We start from the raw sequence: 20,284 nt of genomic DNA, 5'->3' as shown, positions 1-20,284 counted from the left end.
CCCGACCCGGCAAACCCCTGGCCGCGGGTAACCTGTCCGCAACGGACATCACGGCGGACCAGGGGTGACAGTGTTCAGCGTGCCCGAGGCGCGGGAAGAACTGACCAAGCTCCTGCCGGTGCTCACCGAGATCGTCGAGGTCCGGGCGGACGCCGCCGAGCTGGCCGCCTCGCTCGACGGCGGCGGCCCCACCGATCTCGGCGGCCTGCCCGAGCTGAAGGCGGCGCAGGCCCGGCTGGACGACCTGATGACCACGGTGCAGGCGACCGGCGCCGAGCTGAAGGGCTTCGCACCCCTGCTGGTCGACTTCCCGTCCGAGCTGGACGGCGTGCCGGTACTGCTGTGCTGGATCGAAGGCGACCAAGGCCTCGACTGGTACCACCGGACGGACCTCGGGTTCGCCGGCCGACGCCCCCTACCCTGACCGCTCAGCCGCTGCGGTGCGCCCCCGCAACAGCGACCCGTTCCCGCTCGCGCAGGGCGAGGACCCCGCCACGCGCGACACCAACTCGACCTCGAACCACTCGCGCGGCTCGGCGGCGATCGGCCCACCACCTCGTCCGGGCGCGAGCGACGGAACTCCGCGACCCGCCACGTCGAGTGCACGACCAGCCGCCCGGCCGCCACGCAGAGCGCCAACGGCAAGTTGCCGCACAACGCCGCGATCCGATCCCGCCGCCGCACCACCACAACGGACCCGGAACCACCCCACCGAGGCCCGATCTGACATGGGTTCGGGTGCCATAGGCTGGTCGAATCGAGCCGGCCCCAACCCGAAGCAGTCAACTGAAAGTCGACCCCGACCAGCCCCCCGGGATCAGAACGCGATACCCCACCCGTCGATCTTCCCGGTGTCGTACGTGTACACGTCCTTCACCCGCAACTTCCACGTCCCGTTCATCTCCTCAGCCGACGTGTCCACCTTGAACGTCTCATGGATCCCGTCCGCCGAGTTCTCCCCACCCGACCTCCGCAGCACGAACACCGCACCGCTCGGACCGACCAGCTCCACCGCCAGATCAGCGGTGTACGGGTGCACGATGTCCACCTTCACCGAGGTCGTCGCCGTCCCGCGACCGTCGCACCCGGACACCACGATCTCCGACGTCACGGCCTCACCGGCGTCCGGGATCGCCACGTCCTCGTCGTTGGTCCCACCCTTGCACGTCGGCGGGTTCGGGTCGCCGCCGTTGATGAACCCCGTGTACAGCAACTTGTTCGGCGTGCCGGGGCCGGAGTTCTTGACCACGCCATCGGTCGCGTTGTCGATCAACGCCTTCGCCACCTCCGCCGGGGTGGCCGCGGCACGACCGGGGTTGGCGCTCAAGTACAACGCCGCCGCGCCCGCCACGTGCGGTGACGCCATCGAGGTGCCGTTGATCGTGCGTTCCCCGCCGTCGTTCCACGTCGACGTGATCTTGGTGCCGGGGGCGAAGATGTCCGTGCAGCGGCCGAAGTTGGAGAACGACGACCGGGTGTCCGTGTTGTCCGTCGCGTTGGTCGTGATCGCTTCCGGGGTGCGCGCCGGCGAGGTGTTGCACGCGTCGCGGTTGTCGTTGCCGGAGGCCACGGCGACCGTGACACCGGCCGCCACGATCTTCTTCACCGCGTCGTCCACCGCCGTGCTCGCCGCTCCACCGAGGCTCATGTTGGCCACGGCCGGCTTCGCCGCGTGCTGCGCCACCCAGTCCAGGCCGCCGATGACCTGCGACCACTGGCCGGAACCCTGGCAGTTGAGCACCCGCACGCCGACCAGCTTCACGGCCTTGGCCACACCGTAGGTGGTCGACCCGATGGTGCCCGCGACGTGCGTGCCGTGGCCGTTGCAGTCCTGCGCCTCCGCGTCGTCGTCGATGAAGTCGTGCCCGTCGGCCGCACGACCGCCGAAGTCGCCGTGCTCCTTCTGGATCCCGGTGTCGACCACGTACGCGGTCACGCCCGCGCCGGTGCTGTTGTAGGTGTACTTCTTGTCCAGCGGCAGGTCCTTCTGGTCCACCCGGTCCAGGCCCCACGTCGGGTTCTCCTGCGTGTCGGTGGCGTACGCGAGGGCGTCCTGCTCGACGTACTCGACCGCCGGGTCGGCGGCCAGCCTGCGCGCCTGCGCCGCGCTCATCGCGGCGGCGAACCCGCGCAAGGCCGCGGTGTAAGTCCGCTTGACCTCGCCGCCGTACGTGCCGACCAGGGCCTGCGCCGTGGCGGGCGTCTGCTGCACGCTCACCGCGGTCTCCCGCAGCGCGACGATGTAGCTGTCCTTCACCGCGCCCGGCCGGCCGGCGCCGAGGACGTCGCCCTCGGGTCGCCACCCCGCGACCTGGCCCTGGCCGTAGCCCGCGCAGGCCAGCAGCAGGGCCGATGTCGCCAGGGTTGCGGTGACGACCCGTCGTCGGGTCGAGCGGTCGTGTCGCATCGGTCGTTCTCCGTTCACTCGGCCGCCCAGCAGGGGTGTCGGTGAAGACTGACGGCCACGTGGACCAACCCTCCGGTGACGACGGACGTCCGACGACCCGGACGCGGCGCGCAGGCCTGCGCGAACCCGAGGCGCAACGGCCTGGAGGACCATGACCAGCTCGTCACCACTCGACTACCCGGCGCAGTCCCCCGTCATTCCTCCGGGGCAGTCACCGGATCGGGCGATCGGCCGCGCCGACTACCCCGATAAGCCCTCTCCCGCGCCCGGGCGAGGGCCGCCGGCGCCAGGTCCAGCCCCGGCGGGCGGTGGCGGATCGGGTCGAGCGCGGGCAGGTCCCGGTCGACGTCCTGCGGTCGGACCACGAGCCTGCCGACCGGCCGCCACGGCGCGCCGATCTCGAGCGTGAACCCCAGTTCGGCCGGCAGTCCGGCCAACGACGCCGAGCACGGCCGACGGTGATCGGGGACCGCGGCCAGCCAGACCAGCCGGTCGCGCCAGCGGAACGGGGTGATGCTGCCGTACCGGGCGCTGGTCCACGTCCGGGCGGGCCGCGGCAGCACGCGGGCGACGCACGTGGACAGCAGCACGTCCCACGGCCCCGGCAGTCGGAACGCCAACCCGAGCACGTCGGGCAAGCCACCCGGCGTGCCCACTCCCTTGGACAGCCGACCGGACACCTCCGTCACGCCGACGGGCAGCGGCAGCCCGGGGTCGAACGTCACGGTCACCGTGCCGTCGAACCACCGGCCACGCGGGTGGAACGCCTTGGCGTCCCGCGCGCCGGCGAGCACGCGGAAGGCGGGTTCGACGAGGTCAGGCACTGCGCGCATGCGGATTGCCCTTCAGCGCCGAGCCCAGCGCCACCATGCCGAGGCCGAGCCCCAGGTGCAGCCAGTCGTCGGCCGCGTCGACCGGCACGAAGTTCGCCGCGCTCCCCTTGTCCACGACCAGCCCGTACAGCCACAGCACCAGGTACACCGCGCCGCCACCGATCAGGAACGCCCGCGCCGCCGACGCCGTGCGCGCCATCGCCAGGCCCACCACGCCGAACAGCAGGTGCACCAGGTTGTGCAGCACGGACACGTGGAACACGCCGATCAGGTGCGCGCCGGATCCGGGGCCGGCGAACGTGATCTCGTCCAACCCGGTGGTGATGCCCGGGACGAACCCGAGCACACCCACCAGCAGGAACACGATCGCGACCGCCATCGCCGCCGCGCGGACCGGGTGCGGCAAGTGCGTGGTCGCACTCATAGCGGATCACCTCGCCTGTGACGGTGGCTCCCGCACGACTACCCCTCGCCGACCACTCGAAACAGCGCGTCACCCGGCAAACAGCGCGTCACCCGGCGCTGACGGGCCCCTCGTCGGCACCGGGTCCTTCGCCGGCACCCGACGCCGCACGCCCTCCACGCGACACCCGCCCACCACGGGCAACCGACCGCCCGTCCCGCGCCACCGCACCACCGCCGGCCGCACCTCCCGCCACCGCACGACCATCCACCGGACGACCATCCACCGCACCACCCGCCACACCGTCCACCGCACCACCCGCCACACCACCGACCGCGCCCCGCTCCTCCCCGCTCGCCACCGCACGCCCCGTCGCCGCCGACGCCACGTCCGGGTAGCGCGGGAACAACCGGTCCAGGTCCGTCCGCTCGAACACCCGCCGCACGTGCGGCGGCACGGCGGCCAACCGCAGCCAACCGCCCGCCCGCTGGGCCCTCGCCCTCGTGCGGACCAGCGCGCTCATCGCCTGGGCGCCGCAGAACGCGACCCCCGACATGTCGAGCACGATCCGGTCACGTCCCTCGCTCACCAACCGGTCCATCCGGTCCAGCACCCGGCGCGCACCCGCCAGGTCCAACTCCCCGGTCGCCACGACCACCGCGCACCCCGTCCGGTGAGCCTCGACCGACAGCGCCAGCATCCCGATCCCTTCACGCCACCCGGCAGTACTCGTCGTCATCGCCGCCCGCGCCGATCAGGGAGAGCAGCAGCCCCTCCCTGGTCGACCAAGGGCAGATCTCCACCTCGTCGTGCCCCGTGGCCACCATCAACGCCTCCGCCACCAGGGCTCCCGCCAACGACTGCTCCGCACGGTGCCGGGAGATGCCCGGCAACCGGGCGCGCCGGGGCACGGGCATCCGGGACAGCCGGGGTATCCAGCCGCGCAGGTCGGCCAGGCGCAGGGAGCGCGGCACGAACGGTCCCTCCCGCTGCGGTCTCGCCCCGGCCAGCCGCGCCAGCTGCTGGAACACCTTCGAGCAGCCGACGGCCCGGTGCCCGGCGACCGACGTGCCCTCCAGCGCGGCCACCACCCGGTCGTGCACCAGCACCTGCTCCCGGGCCAGTCCCCGGTGGTCGCGCGGCGCGGTGCGGTTGAGCGCGAGCCGCCGGGTCGTGGTGCGGGCGCCGAACGGCAGCGAACGCGTGAACGACGGCTCCACGTCGTCACCGACGGCGAGCTCCACCGTGCCGCCGCCGACGTCGAGCACCAGCAGCGGGCCGGCGCGCCAGCCGAACCAGTGCCGCGCGGCCCGGTAGGACAGGCGGGCCTCCTCCTGGCCGGGCAGCACGCGCAACCGCGTGCCGGTGCGGCGGGCGACCTCGGCGATGACCTGCTCGGCGTTGGGCGCGTCGCGGATGATGGAGGTGGCGAAGGGCACGATGGCGGAGACGCCGGCGCGTTCGGCGATCCGGTGCGCGGCTTGGACGGCGGTCACAACCTGTTCGACGCCCTCCGGGCGGAGTCGGTTGTCCCGGCCGAGCGCGCGGTCGAGCCGGAGGCGGGTCTTGTGCGAGACGACCGGGTGCAGCGGCGAGCCCGAGACGACGACCAGGTTGGCGCTGAAGCAGCCGACGTCGAGCACGCCGACGTGACCGGGTCGTCCGGACATACGTCACCACCATCCGAGTGAGAGAGGTACCGAGAGGGGTGCCCAATTTCGCATCGGGTGAAACCGGATTGGGTGATCCGACTCCGGGTAGTTCGTGGTCATGAGTGCTTCGGAGAGGCCGTTGGCGGTGGTGACCGGCGCGTCCAGCGGGATCGGGCTCGAGCTGGCGAAGGTGTTCGTCGAGCACGGGTTCGACCTGGTCGTGGCGGCGGAGAACGACGTGGTGCACGACGTGGCACGGGCGTTGGCCGCCGGTGGGGCGCGGGTCGACCCGGTGCGGGCGGACCTGGCCACGTTCGAGGGAAACGAGGACCTGGTAGCGGTGGTCGAGGCCGCGGGACGGCCGGTGGACGCGCTGGCGGTCAACGCCGGTGTCGGTGTCGGCGGTGATTTCGTCGACGACAGCGACCTGCGCAGCCACCTGCGGGTGGTGGACCTCAACATCTCCTCGGCCGTGCACCTGGCGAAGCGGCTCGTGCCCGCGATGGTGGAACGCGGCGCCGGCCGGGTGCTGTTCACGTCGTCGGTGGCGGCGACCGCGCCCGGGCCGTTCCACTCGGTGTACGCGGCGTCGAAGGCGTTCCTGGCGTCGTTCTCGCAGGCGTTGCGGGAAGAACTGCGCGACAGCGGCGTGACGGTGACGGCGCTGATGCCGGGCCCGACGGACACCGACTTCTTCCGCCGGGCGGGCATGACCGACACCAAGGTCGCGACCGGGCCCAAGGACGACCCGGCGGACGTCGCGCGGGCGGGGTTCAAGGCGCTGATGGACGGCGACGACCACGTGGTGGCCGGTTCGCTGCGGAACAAGGCGCAGGCGGCGGCGAGCCGCGTCCTGCCGGACCCGGTGAAGGCGCGGGCGATGCGCGCGATGACCGAACCGGGCTCGGGGAACACCTGACCGGAGCCGCCGGGGAAGAACCGCCGACCTCGGCTCGGAACTCCGGGATCTCAGGCAGGATCAGAACTCCGGGATGTCGGGCACCCGCCTCCTCGACCTCTCATCAGACTCACCCGGCTCACCCGTCGCCGGTGCCGCGCGGTGATCGCGCGTCACACCGGGCTCCGGCGTCTCGTCCCCGATCAACGCCCGGTACTCGTCGACCTCCTGCGGGGTCGGGTCGATCGGCGCTTCCGCCGCGATCTCGTCCGGGTCAACCGGGTCAACCGGCTCTTCGACCCGCCCCCGGGGCTCCGCTGGTTCCTGTGCTGCGGTCATGACCGCTGGTTACCCAGTGTGCGGATGCTCGAACGGGGTAACCGTGACGCCGTGACCATCCACGCGAGACGAGACGTCCCCGCCCTGCCCGACCTGGTGTTCAACGCCGCCGCCGACCCCGTCCGCCTGGCCTCCTGGCTGCCCGACCCCTACCAGGTAGTCGGCCGCACGGACGACGTGCTGATCCTGCGCGCCAACGACGAACCGCACCAGGTCAGCCTCGCCGCCGACTACGACCAGCTGCTCCTGACCTGGACGCCGCTGGCCGAGCACGGCTGCCGGGGCGAGCTGCGCGTCTCGCTGGCCGGGGTGGCGGGCAGCGTCGCCGAGCTCCGGGTGGACGACTGCCCCGACGACCAGTTCCCGTCACGCCTGCTCGAAGCCCTCGGGAACGAAGTTGAGCGGAACCTCACCGCCGGCTGATCATGCGCCGGTGGACATCCGCACCGCCCGGCCGGACGAACTGCCGCTGCTGCCCCCGATCGAACGGGCCTCCGGTGAGCCCTTCCGCGATTTCGGCATGCCCGAGATCGCCGACGACGACCCGATGCCGTTGAGCGCCCTCGCCGGGCTGCACGTCTGGGTGGCCGTCGACCCGCACCCGATGGCCTGGATCGCGGTCGAGGTGCTGACCGAGGACCGCGCGGCGCACGTCGAGCAGGTCTGCGTGCACCCCGACCACGCGCGGCGCGGCATCGGGGCGGCGCTGCTCGACCACGTCGGGCGCTGGGCCGCGGCGCGCGGGCTGGACGCGTTGACCTTGACCACGTTCCGCGACATCCCGTGGAACGGCCCCTACTATCGGCGGCTCGGGTTCCACGAGGTGGCCGACCTCTCGCCGGGTCTGACGGTCGTCGTGGCGGCGGAAGCCGCACGTGGCCTGGACCCGGCGACACGCGTTTGCCTGCGCAGGTCGCTTCCGTGACGGTGATCGGGCGCGATACTGAACGGGCAGGCCTCCCCCGCCAGCAACCGTTCGGAGGTTCCCCCGGTGGTCGACTTCGTGCACGAGGCACTGCTCTACCGCGACGACGAGGAGTACCTCGCGGGCACAGTGCCGTTCGTGCGCGACGGCGTCGCCGCGGGTGAGCCGGTGCTGGTGGCCGTGCCGCAGCACGGCATCGGCCTCCTGCGGCGCGCGCTGGGCGGGCTGGCCGAGCAGGTCGAGTTCCTGGACATGAGACGCGCGGGGCGCAACCCGGGCCGGATCATCCCCGGCGTGCTGACCGCGTTCACCGACAACCACGCCGCCACCGGCCGGGTGCGGATCATCGGCGAGCCGATCTGGCCGGGTCGCACGGAACTCGAGTACCCGGCCTGCGTGCAGCACGAGGCGCTGATCAACACCGCGTTCGAGGACCGGCCGGCCTGGATCCTGTGCCCGTACGACACGGCGAACCTCGCGCCGGAGGCGCTGCGCGACGCGGAGAGCACCCACCCGGTCGTGGTCGAGGGGCAGCAGCGCAGGCCGAGCGCCGGCTACCGCGAGCCGTTCATGATCGCCGAGGAGTTCAACCGGCCGCTGCCGTCGCCGCCACCGGACGCCACGACCCGCCGGTTCGACCTGGACGCCCTCGGCGCCACCCGGCGGCTGGTGGCCGCGTTCGCCGTCGAGGCGGGCCTGACCGCCGACCAGGTGGAGGACCTCGTCCTCGCGGTCAACGAGCTGACCACGAACAGCGTGGTGCACGGCGGCGGCTTCGGCACGCTGCTGCTGTGGCGCGAAGGCGGCGCGGTGGTGTGCGAGGTGCGTGACGCGGGCCGGATCGCGAGCCCGATGGTGGGCAGGCGCAACCCCGGCGCGAACCCCCACGGCGGGTACGGCGTGATGCTGGTGAACCTGCTGTGCGACCTGGTCCGCGTGCACACCCACGAGGCCGGCACGGCGATCCGCGTGTACGTCGGCTGACCCGCACCACCCCCTCCGCGTGTGTGCTTGCACACCAACCGACCGCCGTCGCCGGATTCACGCTGGTCACGAATCGCCCTTCGCGCGCAATTCGTGCCGCCGCAGGCGTGTCGCCCGGCAGAATCGGCCCCGTGACTCCCGCACTTCTGCTCGCCCACGGGGCCGGTGGCACGGTCCGCGCCAACTTCAGCCCGCTCATCCCGCGGCTGTCGCGCAAGCGCAGGGTGCACGCGGTGGACTTCCCCGGCTCCGGGACCACCCCCCGCGCGACCGGGCCCCTCGACCTGGACGACCTCGCCGACCGGCTGGTGGCCGCCGCCGAGAGCGAGGAGCGGTTCGCGGTCGTCGGCTACTCGATGGGCTGCGCGGTCGCCGTGCGCGTGGCGCGACGGCACCCCGAACGCGTGACCGCCCTGGTGCTCACCGCCGGGTTCGCCCACCTCGACGACGAGAGCCGGGAACGGGTGCGGCAGTGGCGTCGGCTGCTGGACGCCGACCGCGCCGAGCTGGCCCGCTTCATGCTGTCCGTCGCGTTGGGCGAGCCGTTCCGCCGGCGGCTGACCGCCGAGCAGACCGCGGGTTTCCTGGAGCTGATCGCGCTCACCATCCCGCCCGGCACCCCGGACCACGTCGACCTGGTGCAGCGGATCGACCTGCGTGACGAGCTGCCGACGCTGAGCGTGCCGACGCTCGTGATCGGGGCCAAGCACGACCGGCTGATCGCGCCCGACGCCACGCGCGCGCCGGCCGACCTGATCCCCGGCGCGCGGTGGGCCGAGCTGGACAGCGGCCACTCACCCGCGGTCGAGGCGCCCGCCGAGTGGGCTCGGCTGATCGAGGAGTTCCTGGACTCCCTGCCCGTCCGCGGCTGAGCGGCGCCACTCGCCCGTGCACCGCGAACCGCCCGTCCACAACAGCTTCGACGGCACGGCGACGTTCGTGCTCCAGGCCCGCGACGTGCACGGCGACGTCCACGTCCACCTGCCGCCCGGCGCCGAGCCGGTCGACCTCGCCGCGGCGGAGCTGGCCGCGCTCGTGCTGGCGCAGTGGCGCGACGAGTCCGCCGCCCGCGACGTGTTCGACCCCGCGCCGCTGCCGGTGCTGTGGCGCGCGGGCCGCGAGCACGCCGACCACCAGGCGAACATCGGCGGCGCGGCGCCCGAGGGCGACGACCTGGCGCGGCTGGCCGAGGCGTTCCGCGCGCTGCCACGCGGCAGGCTGGTGGTGCTCGGGGAGCCGGGCTCGGGCAAGACCACGTTCGCGATGCTGATGGTGCAGCAGCTGCTGGTCGACCTGCGCGAGCGGCAGGCGGTGCCGGTGCTGCTGTCGGTCGCGTCCTGGGACCCGGTCCGCGAGCGGCCCGCGGAGTGGTTGCTGCGCCGGATCACCGAGGAGTACCCCGGTCTGCACGTCACGCACGGCCGGGCCGCGGTCGAACGGCTGGTGCGCGACCGGCGGGTGCTGCCGGTGCTGGACGGGCTGGACGAGCTGCCCGCGCCGGTGCGCGGCCGGGCGCTGGCGGCGTTGCACAAGGGGTTCGGCGAGGTGATCGTCACGTCCCGCGCCGCCGAGTACGCGGCGGCCGTGGCCGGCGGCGAGGTGCTGCGGTCGGCGGCCGTGCTGCGCGCCGCGCCGCTCACCCCGTCCGCCGTGGTCGCGCACCTGCGCACCGCCGTCACACCGGGCCGATCACCCGCCTGGCGCCCGGTGCTGGACGAGGTCGAGGCCCACCCGGAGGGCGACCTGGCCGCCGCGCTGTCCACCCCGCTGATGGTGTGGCTCGCGCGCCGCGTCCACCGCTCCCCCGCCACCGACCCCGCCGTGCTGACCCGCCTGCCCGACCGGGCGGCGATCGAGGAGCACCTGCTGGACGGGCTGATCCCCGCCGCGTTCGACGACGAGGACCGCGGCCGGTGGGACGTCGAGCAGGCCACCCGGTACCTGCGGTTCCTGGCCGACCACCTGACGGCACGCCGCGAGCAGGACATCGCCTGGTGGCGGCTGAGCCGGGCGCGGCCGGCCCGGGTCGCGTTCCTCGTGCTGGCCTCGCTGGTCATCGGGGTGGTGCTGGCGGCCCTGGTGGTCGCGGACCTCAACTTCGCCCGCCTCGACCAGCTCGGCTGGTTCGCGACCGCGCTCGGCTTCCCGGTGGGCGTGGTCGTCTGGCTGCTCGTGGAGATCACCTCGGGCGGGATGGCGGTCGACGGTCGGACACCCACCGGCAGGCCGGGCCGGACCGCGTGGCACAGGCGGATCCGCGCGCTGGTCCAGGAAGCGCGGCACCGACCGCGCCGGGCCGCGCTCGCGGTGGGCGGCTGGGTGGGCGGCACGGCGTTGATCGGCGGGCCGCTGGCGGCGATCGGCGACAACTCCGGGTGGTTCCTGCTGCCTGCGGCCCTGCTGCTCGGGTTCGGCAAGTCCGTGCTGATGTCACCGGTCGACGCGGACCGCGCGGTCGACCCCGACGCGCTGCTGCGCGGCGACCGCAAGGCGGTGCTCGCGGTGCTGCTGTTCGTCGCGCCGCAGGTCGGCTCGCTCATGTACCTGCCGACGCTGCACCAGGGCGAACCCGTCGTGGTGCGACTGCTGCTCGGCGCGGTGTTCATGATCGGCTCGTGGGCGGGGTGCGGTGCGGTCGCACTGCTGCTCAGCGCGTCCGGCCGGTGGGTGGTGACCAGGGCGGGTCTGGCGCTGACCGGGCGGCTGCCGTGGGCTGCCCTGGCGTTCCTGCGCGAGGCGCACCGGGCGGGCGTGCTGCGCCGGGTCGGCGGCGTCTACCAGTTCCGGCACGTCCGGCTGCGCGACCGGCTGGCCACGGTGCCGCCCACGCCCGAACGCGGCCTCACCACGGTGCCGGTCCGCGGCAGCGAGGTGCTGTTCCGGCAGGCGAACACGGTCCCCGGGTCCCGTGCGGCGCTGTCGATCGGCGGTGCGGTGGCGTTCGCGGTGTTCGCGGTGTTCGGCAACATGATCCGACTGATCGTCCCCGCCTGGGTGCCGTGGGCCGTCCTCGTCGCGAGCCTCGCGGCGCTGCACTGGCACGTGCGCGGCGTGCCGTGGCGGCCCAACCGGCTGCGGGTGGAGCCGACCCGGCTGGTCGTGTCGTGGCACGGCTACTCGCGCGAGTTCACCGCCCGCCAGGTGGACCGGTTGGAGATCCGGCTCATCGACGACCGGACGTACGGCCTGCGCCTGCGCACGCGGGCCAGGATCCGGCCGGCCGGCGACGACGGGTGGCTCGTGGTGTGGCCGCTCGGCGACACCGCCCGCGGGCACCCGGACCTGGAACGGGCGCTGGCGCGGTTCGCGAGGTCGGCCGGTTTGCGGGTCGCGCGGCCGGGCTAACCAGGCCCCATGACCAACACGCTCGTCCTCGACGTGGACGGCACGCTGGTGGACACCAACTACCACCACGCGGTGGCCTGGTTCCGCGCGTTCCGCCGCTTCGACCTCACCGTGCCGACCTGGCGCCTGCATCGGGCCATCGGGATGGGCGGTGACAAGCTCGTCGCCGCCGTCGCGGGCGAGCACGTGGAACGGGAGCACGGCGACGACCTGCGCAAGGCGTGGGAGGTGGCGTTCGAGCCGATGCTGGCCGAGGTCAGGCCGCTGGAGGGCGCGCACCGCCTCATCTCCTCGGCGCTGGAGCAGGACTTCGCGGTGGTGCTGGCCAGCTCCGGCAAGCGCCACCACGTCGACCACTACCTGAAGCTGATCGACGCGTCCGGCCTCACCTCGACCTCGTCGGACGACGTCGCCGACAGCAAGCCCGCGCCGGACCTGATCGAGGTGGCGTTGCGGCGGGTGGACGGCGGCGGCCGGGCCGTGGTCATCGGCGACTCGGTGTGGGACTGCGAGGCCGCCGCACGGGCCGGGCTGCCCGCGGTGTGCCTTCGCACGGGTGGTTTCGGCGAAGCCGAGTTGCGCGACGCCGGCGCGTCGGCAGTCTACGAGGAACTCGACGAGTTGCGGGCGGACCTCACCGACCTGCCGATGGCGTAGGAGGAATCGTGCGGATCGGCTACACGCTGATGACCGAGCAGGCCGGGCCACGGGAGCTGGTCGAGCACGCGGGGCTCGCCGAGCAGGCGGGGTTCGACTTCGAGGTGATGAGCGACCACTACTCGCCCTGGCTGGACGAGCAGGGCCACGCGCCGTACGCGTGGAGCGTGCTCGGCGCGGTCACGCAGGCCACCGAGCGGGTCGAGCTGATGACGTACGTGACCTGCCCGACCGTGCGCTACCACCCGGCGGTGGTGGCGCAGAAGGCGGCGACCGTGCAGCTGCTGTCGGGCAACCGGTTCACGCTCGGCATCGGCGCGGGCGAGAACCTGAACGAGCACGTCGTCGGCCGCGGCTGGCCGCCGGTGAACGTGCGGCACGAGTTGCTGCGCGAGGCCGTGGAGATCATCTCCCAGCTGTTCGACGGCGGATACGTCAACTACTCCGGCCAGCACTTCCGGGTCGACTCGGCGAAGCTGTGGGACCTGCCCGAGCAGCGCGTGCCGATCGCGGTGGCGGTGTCCGGCGGGCAGTCGGTGCGCACGTTCGCGCCGCTGGCGGACGCGATGGTGGCGACCGAGCCGGACGCGTCACTGAGCCGGGAGTGGGACGTCTTCCAGGGCAAGAGCTCGCGCAAGATCGGCCAGCTGCCGATCTGCTGGGATCCCGACCGCGACGCGGCGGTCGAGCGCGCCCACGAGCAGTTCCGGTGGTTCGCGGGCGGCTGGAAGGTCAACTCGGAGCTGCCCGGCACGTCCGGTTTCGCCGGCGCGACGCAGTTCGTGCGGCCGGAGGACGTGGCCGAGCGGATCCCGTGCGGCCCGGACGTCGGCCCGGTGGTGGAGGCGGTGGCGAAGTTCCGCGAGGCGGGCTTCACCGACCTGGCGCTGGTCCAGATCGGCGGCGACCACCAGCGGGAGTTCCTGGACTTCGCCAAGGGCGAGCTCCTACCGGCCCTCCGCTGACCCGACAGCGCCCACCGACAGCGCGCCCACCGACACCTTCCACCGGCAACACCGAGCGGGCCGCCGGGTCGGGTCAGCCCCGGCCGGACGAGGCGCCGCGGTCCCTCGACGGCGGTCCGGTCACCACCGTGGGCGGCCCGGGGTCGGGCACGATCACGACCGGCGCGTTCGACGGCACGACCGGCGTCTCCCTCGCGGTCTTGGTGGTCGTCGTCGTGCCGGGGGTCGTTCGCACCACCGTGTTGCCGCCGCCGGCGGCGTCGTCCCCGGAGTTCCCGGTGTTCCCGGTGTTCCCGGCCGGTAGCTCCGGCGGCGGCGCGCCCTCCAGCACGGTCACCGTGGAGGGGTTGCCCGGCACCGCCGCACCGGTCTGCGGCGCCTGCTCGGCGATCGGCTCGGCCGCGGTGCTCGTCGCCGGTCGGCCGACGCGCTCGCCGGGCCGGGGGTCGAACGGGTCGCTCATCGCCAGGAAGCCGACCGCGGTCAGCACGACGGCCGCGGCGGCGGCGCCCAGCAGCAGTGGCCGGTTCTCGGACTTCGACTCGGGCTCGACCACCTCCGGCCGGTCCGCCACAGCCACCTCGACCAGTGGCGACAGGCCGGCGCTCGCCCGCTGCGCCGCCGCGAGCAGCCGCTCGCACTCCGCCGCCGACGGCCGCTTGGCCGGGTCGGACGCGGTCATCGCGGTCAGCACGTCGACCCACGGGTCGGGCAGGTTGGCCGGGATGCGCGGCTCCCGGTGCAGCCGCGACAGCGCCGCCTCCGTGTCGCCGCCCGGGTACTCGGGCCGCCCGGTCAGGCACTCCAGCAGCACGAGGCCGAGCGCGTAGACGTCGGCGGCCGGCAGCACGTCGCCGCCGCGCACCTGCTCGGGCGCGAGGTAGCCGGCCGTGCCGACCAGGATCCCCGACCTCGTCACGCGCGTGACCTGGGCCTGCAACGCCAAGCCGAAGTCGGCCAGGTACGCCCGCCGGCCGGTCGTGTCGAGCAGGATGTTGGACGGCTTCACGTCCCGGTGCACCACGTCGTTGGCGTGCACGTGGGCCAGCACGCCGGCGATCTGCGACCCGATCGCGGCGACCACCTCGGGCGACATCGCGCCGCGCATGCGGCGGCGCAGCGTGCCGCCGTCGACCGGCTGCATCACGAAGTACGGCCGGCCGCGGAAGCTGCCGGTGCCGTACACCTCGACCAGGCCGGGGAACTGCATGGCGCCGAGCACCTGCGCCTCGCGGTCGAGCCGGATCCGGTCCTCGCCGGAGGCCTGGCCCAGGAAGAACTTGACCGCGACCTTCCGGTCGAGACGGGTGTCCACCGCCCGGTACACCTCGGCCATGCCGCCCGATCCGTACAGGCTGCCGAGGGCATATCTGCCGTCGACCACCTCTCCGGTCAGGTCACCGTCCCACATCCGGTTGAACCTCCGCTGTGTCGACGACGTCGGCCCGGACGCCGGAAGCTACCTGTCCTTCGGCACGGTCAGCCACCCGGTTTGCCCTTCCGCGTCCACCTACCCGTAACACTGCGGCCACAAACCACCGATTTCTTCGGGATGCCGAACCCGCGATCGACGAGTTCGTCGACGACCCCGACGAAGGGTACGAGCACGGACCGGTGGACGGCACCGAGCCGACCGACTGAGCGCCGAAGACCACCCGGTTGAGTGACCTTCGGCGCACGGTCGAGCGAGATCCCTCACCCGTTACGGCAAAGCTGTCGCGCAGGTCGCCGTCGACGGGGTCGTGGTGGTGGTAGAGGGCAGGGTGGTCACCGGCGGACCGGCCGACGCGGGCCGGGTGCCGCTGCAGTAGTGCGACTCCACCCGGCCGTCGGACACGTCGCCGTGCGCGAACACGACGTACTCGGTGCCCTGGTAGAGGCTGATGCCGCACATCGCGCCGCTGGCGGGCGTGACGATGTCGACCCGGGACGGCACGTAGGCCTTGTAGACCCGGCCGACGTCGACGGTGTAGCGGTACTTGTCGTCGTAGGTCACGGACGGGTCGCCGGCCTCCAGCGTCTTGCTCAGCACGACCGCGTCGAAGACGTAGGTCGCCTGGTGGAAGCGCTGCCCCTCGGTGCTGGGCAGGCAGCTGCACGCGCTGGCCGGGCTGGTGAACACGGCGGTGAGCAGGGCGGCGGTGACGGTGACGACACCGGCCGCGTGGGCCAGGAGCCTCAAGCGCGCCATGGGTTCCCCCTGGTGGTCGAAGGAGAGCGCACCGCAGCGCGATCTCCGGTGGATGGGCGGCGGGTGGTCACGGCGCTGGTCACGGCGCGGCCGTCGTGCAGGTGGTCGTGGGCGGCGAGGTGCCCGACCACGGCGAGGTGGTCGTCGGCGGCCCGGCCGCGGCCGACCGGGTGCCGCTGCAGTACTCGGTCTCCACCCGGCGGTCGGACACGTCGCCCTTCGCGAACACGACGTACGCGGCGTCGACGGTGAGCCGGATCCCGCAGGAGTGGTTCCGCGGTGACAGCACGTAGACCCGGTGCGGGACGTCACCCTTGTACTCGGTGTCGACCTCGACGGTGTACCGGTAGAAGTTCTCCTCGGCCTTTTCGTGGACCACGACGCCGGAGAACACGTAGGTGGCCTGCTGGTAGCGCAGGGCCTCGTTGGCCGGCATGCAGACGCAAGCGCCGGCGGGGTTGACGAACACGGCGGTGAGCAAGGCCGCGGTGACGGTGACCACCGCCGCCGCGTGGGCGAGTAATCGGAAGCGCGCCAAGGGATCCCCCTCGTCATCAAGGAGCGTCGGCGGCGGTGTGCGCCCAGCGTACGGTCAGGCGTGCAGGGCCAGCCAGAGTTCGGCGCGCACGCCTGCGGATTCCAGCGAACGCCCGAGCAACCGCTCCACCCGCTTGAGCCGGTTGCGCACGGTGTGCCGGTGCACGCCCAGCCGGGCGGCGGCCGGGTCGGCTTGGCCGTGGCACGCGAGCCACACCCGCACCGTCTCGCGCAGCACGTCGTCCAGCGGCGCGAGCAGGGCGGCGGCGAACTCCGCCGCGTCCGGCGCGAGCAGGCCGGACCCGACGACCTCCTCGAACGTCTCCACGCCGGCCTCCAACGCGCGCAACGCCTCCCGGTAGCCGCGCGCGACGCCCGCCGCGTCCACCGGGCTGGACGCGGCGGCGGGCACGTCCACCTCGCGCGCCAGCACGACGACCCGACCGTCCACCTCCGCCCAGAACCCCGCCGGCTCGGCCCGCTCGCGCAGCACGAACACCCGGAACGCCCCGTCCGGCACCCCGTCCACCGGCACGCCCGCCAGCACCAGCCGGAACCGCGCCTCCCGCAGCTCCCGCCGCACCGCGTCGACCTCGTCCCACCGGGCCAGGGCCACGGTGAGCAGCGACGCGGCGGTGTTGACCACGCCCGCGTCCAGCGGCGCGCCGGCCGCCACGGCGAGGTAGCCGCGCCGGCCCAGCACCTGCATGGCGACGTGCCGCCCGCCCGACTGCCACGCCGCGCCGGCCGGTCCGCCCGCCGCCGCGAGCCGCCGCACGTGCCCGGCGAGGTCCGGCAGCGAGCCGACGACGTGCACGGGCGTGCCGTGCGGGTCGAGCAACGCCGCCGCGCCGTCGATGAGCCGGGCCAACCGCCGCACCACGCCCGTCGGCCCGTCGGCGACCGCGGCACGGGTCAGCGCCCGCTGCGCCGCGCCGGTGCGCGCCAGCGCCGCGTACTCGTCCGCCGCGACGGCCCGCGACACCGCCTTGGTGATCGCGATGAACGGCGTGGCCCGCGGCACCTCCAGCAGCGCCAGCCCGGCGTCGCGAGCGGCCCGCACCAGGTCCGCCGGCACGTGGTCGTGGCTCAGCCCGGTGCCGAACCCGAGCCCCACCGCGCCGGCCGCCACCAGCCGCCGCACGTACCCGTCGTGCGGCCCGAGCGCGATGCCGGTGGTCAGCAGCAGCTCGCCGCCCTCCAGGAACGGCGTCGGGTCGGCGAGCTCGGTGCTGTGCACCCACGCCACGACCCGGTCCAACCCCGCGTCCACGTGCACGGTCAACCCGACCTCGCGGGCCAACGCCCCGACCGTCAACGACATGGACACTGTGTACAGCCGACGACACCGCATCCACCACTCCGGACACTGTCCCCGGACGCCGGACCGGTCGATGCTGGAGCCATGGCCCGACTGCGCACCGAGATACCCGGACCCCGGTCACGCGAGCTGGCCGAGCGGCGCAAGGGCGCGGTCGCGGCGGGCGTCGGCTCGGTGCTCCCGGTGTTCGTCGACCACGCCGAGCCGGGCCTGGTGGTCGACGTCGACGGCAACCGGCTGATCGATTTCGGCTCGGGCATCGCGGTGACCGGCGTCGGCAACCCCGCTCCGCGCGTCGCGCGCGCCGTGCACGAGCAGGTCGACCGGTTCAGCCACACGTGCTTCATGGTCACGCCGTACGAGGGCTACCTGGACGTGTGCGAGCGGCTGGCCGAGCTGACGCCCGGTGAGCACGACAAGCGCTCGGTGCTGCTGAACTCCGGCGCCGAGGCGGTGGAGAACGCGGTCAAGATCGCCCGACGCGCCACCGGGCGGCCGGGTGTGGTGGTCCTCGACCACGCCTACCACGGCCGCACGAACCTCACGATGGCGATGACCGCCGACGAGCTGCCCTACAAGCGCGGCTTCGGCCCGTTCACGCCCGACGTCCACCGGATCCCCGGCTCCTACCCCCTGCACGACGGCCTGACCGGCGCGGAAGCCGCGCGCCGAGCCGTCGCCGCGATCGACCGGCCGGACGGGATCGCGTGCGTGGTGGTCGAGCCGATCCAGGGCGAGGGCGGCTTCATCGTGCCCGCGCCGGGCTTCCTCCCGGCCCTCGCCGACTGGTGCCGGTCGCACGGCGTGCTGCTGGTCGCCGACGAGGTCCAGACGGGGTTCTGCCGCACGGGCGACTGGTTCGCGTGCGACCACGAGGGCGTGGTGCCCGATCTGGTGGCCACGGCGAAGGGCATCGCGGGCGGGCTGCCGCTGGCCGCCGTCACCGGGCGCGCCGACGTGATGGACGCCGTGCACGCGGGCGGGCTCGGCGGCACGTACGGCGGCAACCCGATCGCCTGCGCCGCCGCCGTCGCCGCGATCGACACCATGCGCGAGCTCGCCCTCGACGCCGCCGCCCGGCGCATCGAGGCGATCGCGCTGCCCCGCCTGCGCGCGCTCACGTCGGACGCGGTCGTGCAGGCGCGTGGCCGCGGCGCGATGCTGGCCGTGGAGCTGACCTCCGCCGAGGAGGCGGCCCGGGCCGCGGCCACCTGCCACGCGGCCGGGGTGATCGTGCTGACCTGCGGTGCCCGTGGGAACGTGATCCGCCTGCTGCCGCCGCTCGTCATCCCGGACGAGCTGCTGGCCGAGGGCCTGGACGTGCTTGGAGGAGCTCTTCAGTGACGACGACGCCGTACTGGGTCGCGGGACTGCCCGCGACGAGCGAGGACCTGGTCGAGATCCGCACGCCGCACGACGGCGCCCTGGCCGGCGTGACGTCCAACGCGACCGCCGGGGACGTGGAGCGGGCCGTCGCCTCGGCGCACGCCGTGGCCGACGAGTTCGCCGCCCTCCCCGCGCACGCCAGGGCGGCGGCGCTGGACCACGTGTCGCGCCGGCTCGCCGAGCGGGCGGACGAGGTGGCCGCGCTGATCACGGCCGAGTCGGGCAAGCCGGTGAAGTGGTCGCGGATCGAGGTCACCCGCGCGGTGTCGACGTTCCGCTGGGCCGCCGAGGAGGCGCGCCGCTTCTCCGGCGAGTTGCAGCGGCTGGACACCGACCCGGCGGCGGACGGCAGGCTGGCGCTGGTGCGGCGGGCGCCGCGCGGCCCCGTGCTGGGCATCGCGCCGTTCAACTTCCCGCTGAACCTGGTGGCGCACAAGGTCGCGCCGGCGTTGGCGGTCGGCGCGCCGATCGTGGTCAAGCCCGCGCCGACGACACCGCTCGTGGCGCTGCTGCTGGGCGGGCTGCTGGCGGAGACCGACCTGCCCGCCGGTTCGTGGTCGGTCTTGCCGGTGCCCAACGAGGTGGCGGGCGCGCTGGCCGAGGACCCCCGGCTGCCGGTGGTGTCGTTCACCGGTTCCGGCCCGGTCGGCTACTCGATCCTGGACCGGGTGCCGCGCAAGCACGTCGTGCTGGAGCTGGGCGGCAACGCGGCGGCCGTCGTCTGCCCGGATTGGACGGACCTCGACCGGGCGGCGCAGCGGATCGCCACGTTCTCGATGTACCAGGGCGGGCAGTCGTGCATCTCGGTGCAACGCGTGTACGCGCACGAGGACGTGTACCCGGCGTTGGCCGAAGCCGTGGTGTCGCACGTGCGCAAGCTCGGCACGGGCGACCCGACCGACCCGGCCACCGACGTCGGCCCGCTGATCAACGAGGCCGCCGCGCGGCGGGTCGAGGCGTGGGTGGACGAGGCCGTCGCGGCGGGCGCGCGGGTGCTGACCGGCGGGCGGCGGGCGGGCGCGACCTACGAGCCGACCGTGCTGGCCGACGTGCCGCCGGCGTGCAAGGTGGTGGACGAGGAGGTGTTCGGGCCGGTGGTGGTGCTGGACTCCGTGCCGTCGGTCGACGAGGCCTTCGACCGGGTGAACGCGTCCCGGTTCGGGTTGCAGGCGGGTCTGTTCACGCACGACGTCCGGCTGGCGTTCCGCGCCGCGAGGCGGCTGGCCGTCGGCGGGGTGATCGTGGGCGACGTCCCGAGCTTCCGGGCCGATCAGATGCCGTACGGCGGTATCAAGGAGTCGGGAACGGGCCGCGAGGGGGTGCGCGCGGCCATGGAGGACCTCACCGAGCAGCGGGTCCTCGTGCTCACCGGACTGGAGTTGTAGAGCTTGCCGCCCGACCGGGTTCACGCGTCCCGCCGTCCCGTCTGCTCCTGCGCCGA

At 73.7% G+C, this 20,284-nt stretch carries 21 protein-coding genes; 11 read left to right on the top strand and 10 right to left on the bottom strand.

What is annotated here, in order from left to right:
* Positions 1 to 64 precede the first annotated feature (64 nt).
* Positions 65 to 424 carry a DUF2203 domain-containing protein gene (locus tag LNK82_RS34965; RefSeq protein WP_230571205.1) on the top strand — a complete coding sequence of 120 codons (360 nt, stop codon included), beginning with the start codon at positions 65 to 67 and terminating at the stop codon, positions 422 to 424.
* A gap of 393 nt (positions 425 to 817) precedes the next feature.
* Here LNK82_RS34965 and LNK82_RS34960 read toward each other — a convergent pair whose 3' ends face one another.
* The 5 genes from LNK82_RS34960 to LNK82_RS34940 form a co-directional block, all read right to left on the bottom strand.
* Positions 818 to 2,407 carry a S8 family serine peptidase gene (locus LNK82_RS34960; RefSeq protein WP_230571204.1) on the bottom strand — a complete coding sequence of 530 codons (1,590 nt, stop codon included), beginning with the start codon at positions 2,405 to 2,407 and terminating at the stop codon, positions 818 to 820.
* Positions 2,408 to 2,601: 194 nt separating this feature from the next.
* Complete coding sequence (locus tag LNK82_RS34955; protein ID WP_230571203.1) at positions 2,602 to 3,240, bottom strand: hypothetical protein; 639 nt, start codon at positions 3,238 to 3,240, stop codon at positions 2,602 to 2,604.
* Positions 3,224 to 3,664: a DUF4383 domain-containing protein gene (locus LNK82_RS34950; RefSeq protein WP_230571202.1), complete on the bottom strand. Its 441-nt coding sequence runs from the start codon at positions 3,662 to 3,664 to the stop codon at positions 3,224 to 3,226. The genes LNK82_RS34955 and LNK82_RS34950 overlap by 17 nt, the downstream gene beginning before the upstream one ends.
* A gap of 88 nt (positions 3,665 to 3,752) precedes the next feature.
* On the bottom strand, positions 3,753 to 4,343 hold the full coding sequence (locus LNK82_RS34945) for an STAS domain-containing protein (RefSeq protein WP_230571201.1): 591 nt from the start codon (positions 4,341 to 4,343) through the stop codon (positions 3,753 to 3,755).
* Positions 4,344 to 4,353: 10 nt separating this feature from the next.
* Positions 4,354 to 5,313: a Ppx/GppA phosphatase family protein gene (locus LNK82_RS34940; protein ID WP_230571200.1), complete on the bottom strand. Its 960-nt coding sequence runs from the start codon at positions 5,311 to 5,313 to the stop codon at positions 4,354 to 4,356.
* 100 nt (positions 5,314 to 5,413) lie between these two features.
* Here LNK82_RS34940 and LNK82_RS34935 point away from each other — a divergent pair, with 100 nt between their 5' ends.
* Entirely contained in the window at positions 5,414 to 6,214 is an 801-nt protein-coding gene (locus LNK82_RS34935; RefSeq protein WP_230571199.1) for an SDR family NAD(P)-dependent oxidoreductase, read from the top strand.
* Positions 6,215 to 6,274: 60 nt separating this feature from the next.
* Here the strand turns inward: LNK82_RS34935 and LNK82_RS34930 are convergent, their stop codons facing one another.
* Positions 6,275 to 6,532, bottom strand: coding sequence for a hypothetical protein (locus LNK82_RS34930; RefSeq protein ID WP_230571198.1), 258 nt, complete (start codon positions 6,530 to 6,532; stop codon positions 6,275 to 6,277).
* Positions 6,533 to 6,583: 51 nt separating this feature from the next.
* Here LNK82_RS34930 and LNK82_RS34925 point away from each other — a divergent pair, with 51 nt between their 5' ends.
* The 7 genes from LNK82_RS34925 to LNK82_RS34895 all read left to right on the top strand — a co-directional run bounded on the left by LNK82_RS34925 (position 6,584) and on the right by LNK82_RS34895 (position 13,408).
* The gene (locus tag LNK82_RS34925; RefSeq protein ID WP_230571197.1) at positions 6,584 to 6,955 is read left to right on the top strand and encodes an SRPBCC family protein; all 372 of its coding nucleotides are present in this window, start codon (positions 6,584 to 6,586) and stop codon (positions 6,953 to 6,955) included.
* 10 nt (positions 6,956 to 6,965) lie between these two features.
* A complete protein-coding gene (locus tag LNK82_RS34920) occupies positions 6,966 to 7,457 on the top strand; it encodes a GNAT family N-acetyltransferase (protein WP_230571196.1) in 492 nt (163 codons plus the stop codon).
* 66 nt (positions 7,458 to 7,523) lie between these two features.
* Positions 7,524 to 8,441: an anti-sigma factor RsbA family regulatory protein gene (locus LNK82_RS34915; RefSeq protein WP_230571195.1), complete on the top strand. Its 918-nt coding sequence runs from the start codon at positions 7,524 to 7,526 to the stop codon at positions 8,439 to 8,441.
* Between the two features lie 131 nt (positions 8,442 to 8,572).
* Positions 8,573 to 9,313, top strand: a complete 741-nt coding sequence (locus LNK82_RS34910; RefSeq protein ID WP_230571194.1) for an alpha/beta fold hydrolase — start codon at positions 8,573 to 8,575, stop codon at positions 9,311 to 9,313.
* A gap of 16 nt (positions 9,314 to 9,329) precedes the next feature.
* Positions 9,330 to 11,786, top strand: coding sequence for an NACHT domain-containing protein (locus LNK82_RS34905; RefSeq protein ID WP_230571193.1), 2,457 nt, complete (start codon positions 9,330 to 9,332; stop codon positions 11,784 to 11,786).
* Between the two features lie 9 nt (positions 11,787 to 11,795).
* Positions 11,796 to 12,443 (top strand): HAD family hydrolase, encoded by a 648-nt coding sequence (locus LNK82_RS34900; protein WP_230571192.1) that lies wholly within the window; start codon positions 11,796 to 11,798, stop codon positions 12,441 to 12,443.
* An 8-nt stretch (positions 12,444 to 12,451) separates the two neighbouring features.
* A complete protein-coding gene (locus LNK82_RS34895) occupies positions 12,452 to 13,408 on the top strand; it encodes an LLM class F420-dependent oxidoreductase (RefSeq protein ID WP_230571191.1) in 957 nt (318 codons plus the stop codon).
* Between the two features lie 73 nt (positions 13,409 to 13,481).
* Here LNK82_RS34895 and LNK82_RS34890 read toward each other — a convergent pair whose 3' ends face one another.
* From LNK82_RS34890 to LNK82_RS34875, 4 genes are all read right to left on the bottom strand, one after another.
* Positions 13,482 to 14,819, bottom strand: coding sequence for a serine/threonine-protein kinase (locus LNK82_RS34890; RefSeq protein ID WP_230571190.1), 1,338 nt, complete (start codon positions 14,817 to 14,819; stop codon positions 13,482 to 13,484).
* A 291-nt stretch (positions 14,820 to 15,110) separates the two neighbouring features.
* Complete coding sequence (locus LNK82_RS34885) at positions 15,111 to 15,599, bottom strand: hypothetical protein (protein WP_230571189.1); 489 nt, start codon at positions 15,597 to 15,599, stop codon at positions 15,111 to 15,113.
* 79 nt (positions 15,600 to 15,678) lie between these two features.
* Complete coding sequence (locus tag LNK82_RS34880) at positions 15,679 to 16,137, bottom strand: hypothetical protein (protein WP_230571188.1); 459 nt, start codon at positions 16,135 to 16,137, stop codon at positions 15,679 to 15,681.
* A 54-nt stretch (positions 16,138 to 16,191) separates the two neighbouring features.
* Positions 16,192 to 17,460, bottom strand: a complete 1,269-nt coding sequence (locus LNK82_RS34875) for a PucR family transcriptional regulator (RefSeq protein WP_230571187.1) — start codon at positions 17,458 to 17,460, stop codon at positions 16,192 to 16,194.
* A gap of 81 nt (positions 17,461 to 17,541) precedes the next feature.
* On the opposite strand from LNK82_RS34875, the gene gabT reads away from it, so the two are divergent.
* Together gabT and LNK82_RS34865 are read left to right on the top strand one after the other, a co-directional pair.
* Positions 17,542 to 18,801, top strand: coding sequence for a 4-aminobutyrate--2-oxoglutarate transaminase (gene gabT / locus LNK82_RS34870; protein WP_230571186.1), 1,260 nt, complete (start codon positions 17,542 to 17,544; stop codon positions 18,799 to 18,801).
* Positions 18,798 to 20,228 (top strand): aldehyde dehydrogenase family protein, encoded by a 1,431-nt coding sequence (locus tag LNK82_RS34865; protein ID WP_230571185.1) that lies wholly within the window; start codon positions 18,798 to 18,800, stop codon positions 20,226 to 20,228. Before gabT ends, LNK82_RS34865 begins: the two co-directional genes overlap by 4 nt.
* Positions 20,229 to 20,284 lie beyond the last annotated feature (56 nt).

It is taken from the genome of Saccharothrix luteola (assembly GCF_020859565.1).
Classification (GTDB): Bacteria; Actinomycetota; Actinomycetes; order Mycobacteriales; family Pseudonocardiaceae; genus Actinosynnema; species Actinosynnema luteola.
The sequence above is the reverse complement of the archived record's forward strand: the minus strand, read 5'-3'. Positions and strand labels throughout refer to the sequence as shown.

Excerpts from the sequence above, each read along its gene's own strand:
- LNK82_RS34900 (WP_230571192.1), top strand. The coding sequence starts at position 11,796 with ATGACCAACACGCTCGTCCTCGACGTGGACGGCACGCTGGTGGACACC.
- LNK82_RS34950 (WP_230571202.1), bottom strand. The coding sequence starts at position 3,664 with ATGAGTGCGACCACGCACTTGCCGCACCCGGTCCGCGCGGCGGCGATG.
- LNK82_RS34885 (WP_230571189.1), bottom strand. The coding sequence starts at position 15,599 with ATGGCGCGCTTGAGGCTCCTGGCCCACGCGGCCGGTGTCGTCACCGTC.
- LNK82_RS34875 (WP_230571187.1), bottom strand. The coding sequence starts at position 17,460 with ATGTCGTTGACGGTCGGGGCGTTGGCCCGCGAGGTCGGGTTGACCGTG.
- LNK82_RS34940 (WP_230571200.1), bottom strand. The coding sequence starts at position 5,313 with ATGTCCGGACGACCCGGTCACGTCGGCGTGCTCGACGTCGGCTGCTTC.
- LNK82_RS34960 (WP_230571204.1), bottom strand. The coding sequence starts at position 2,407 with ATGCGACACGACCGCTCGACCCGACGACGGGTCGTCACCGCAACCCTG.
- LNK82_RS34935 (WP_230571199.1), top strand. The coding sequence starts at position 5,414 with ATGAGTGCTTCGGAGAGGCCGTTGGCGGTGGTGACCGGCGCGTCCAGC.
- LNK82_RS34890 (WP_230571190.1), bottom strand. The coding sequence starts at position 14,819 with ATGTGGGACGGTGACCTGACCGGAGAGGTGGTCGACGGCAGATATGCC.
- LNK82_RS34930 (WP_230571198.1), bottom strand. The coding sequence starts at position 6,532 with ATGACCGCAGCACAGGAACCAGCGGAGCCCCGGGGGCGGGTCGAAGAG.
- LNK82_RS34945 (WP_230571201.1), bottom strand. The coding sequence starts at position 4,343 with ATGCTGGCGCTGTCGGTCGAGGCTCACCGGACGGGGTGCGCGGTGGTC.
- gabT (WP_230571186.1), top strand. The coding sequence starts at position 17,542 with ATGGCCCGACTGCGCACCGAGATACCCGGACCCCGGTCACGCGAGCTG.
- LNK82_RS34955 (WP_230571203.1), bottom strand. The coding sequence starts at position 3,240 with ATGCGCGCAGTGCCTGACCTCGTCGAACCCGCCTTCCGCGTGCTCGCC.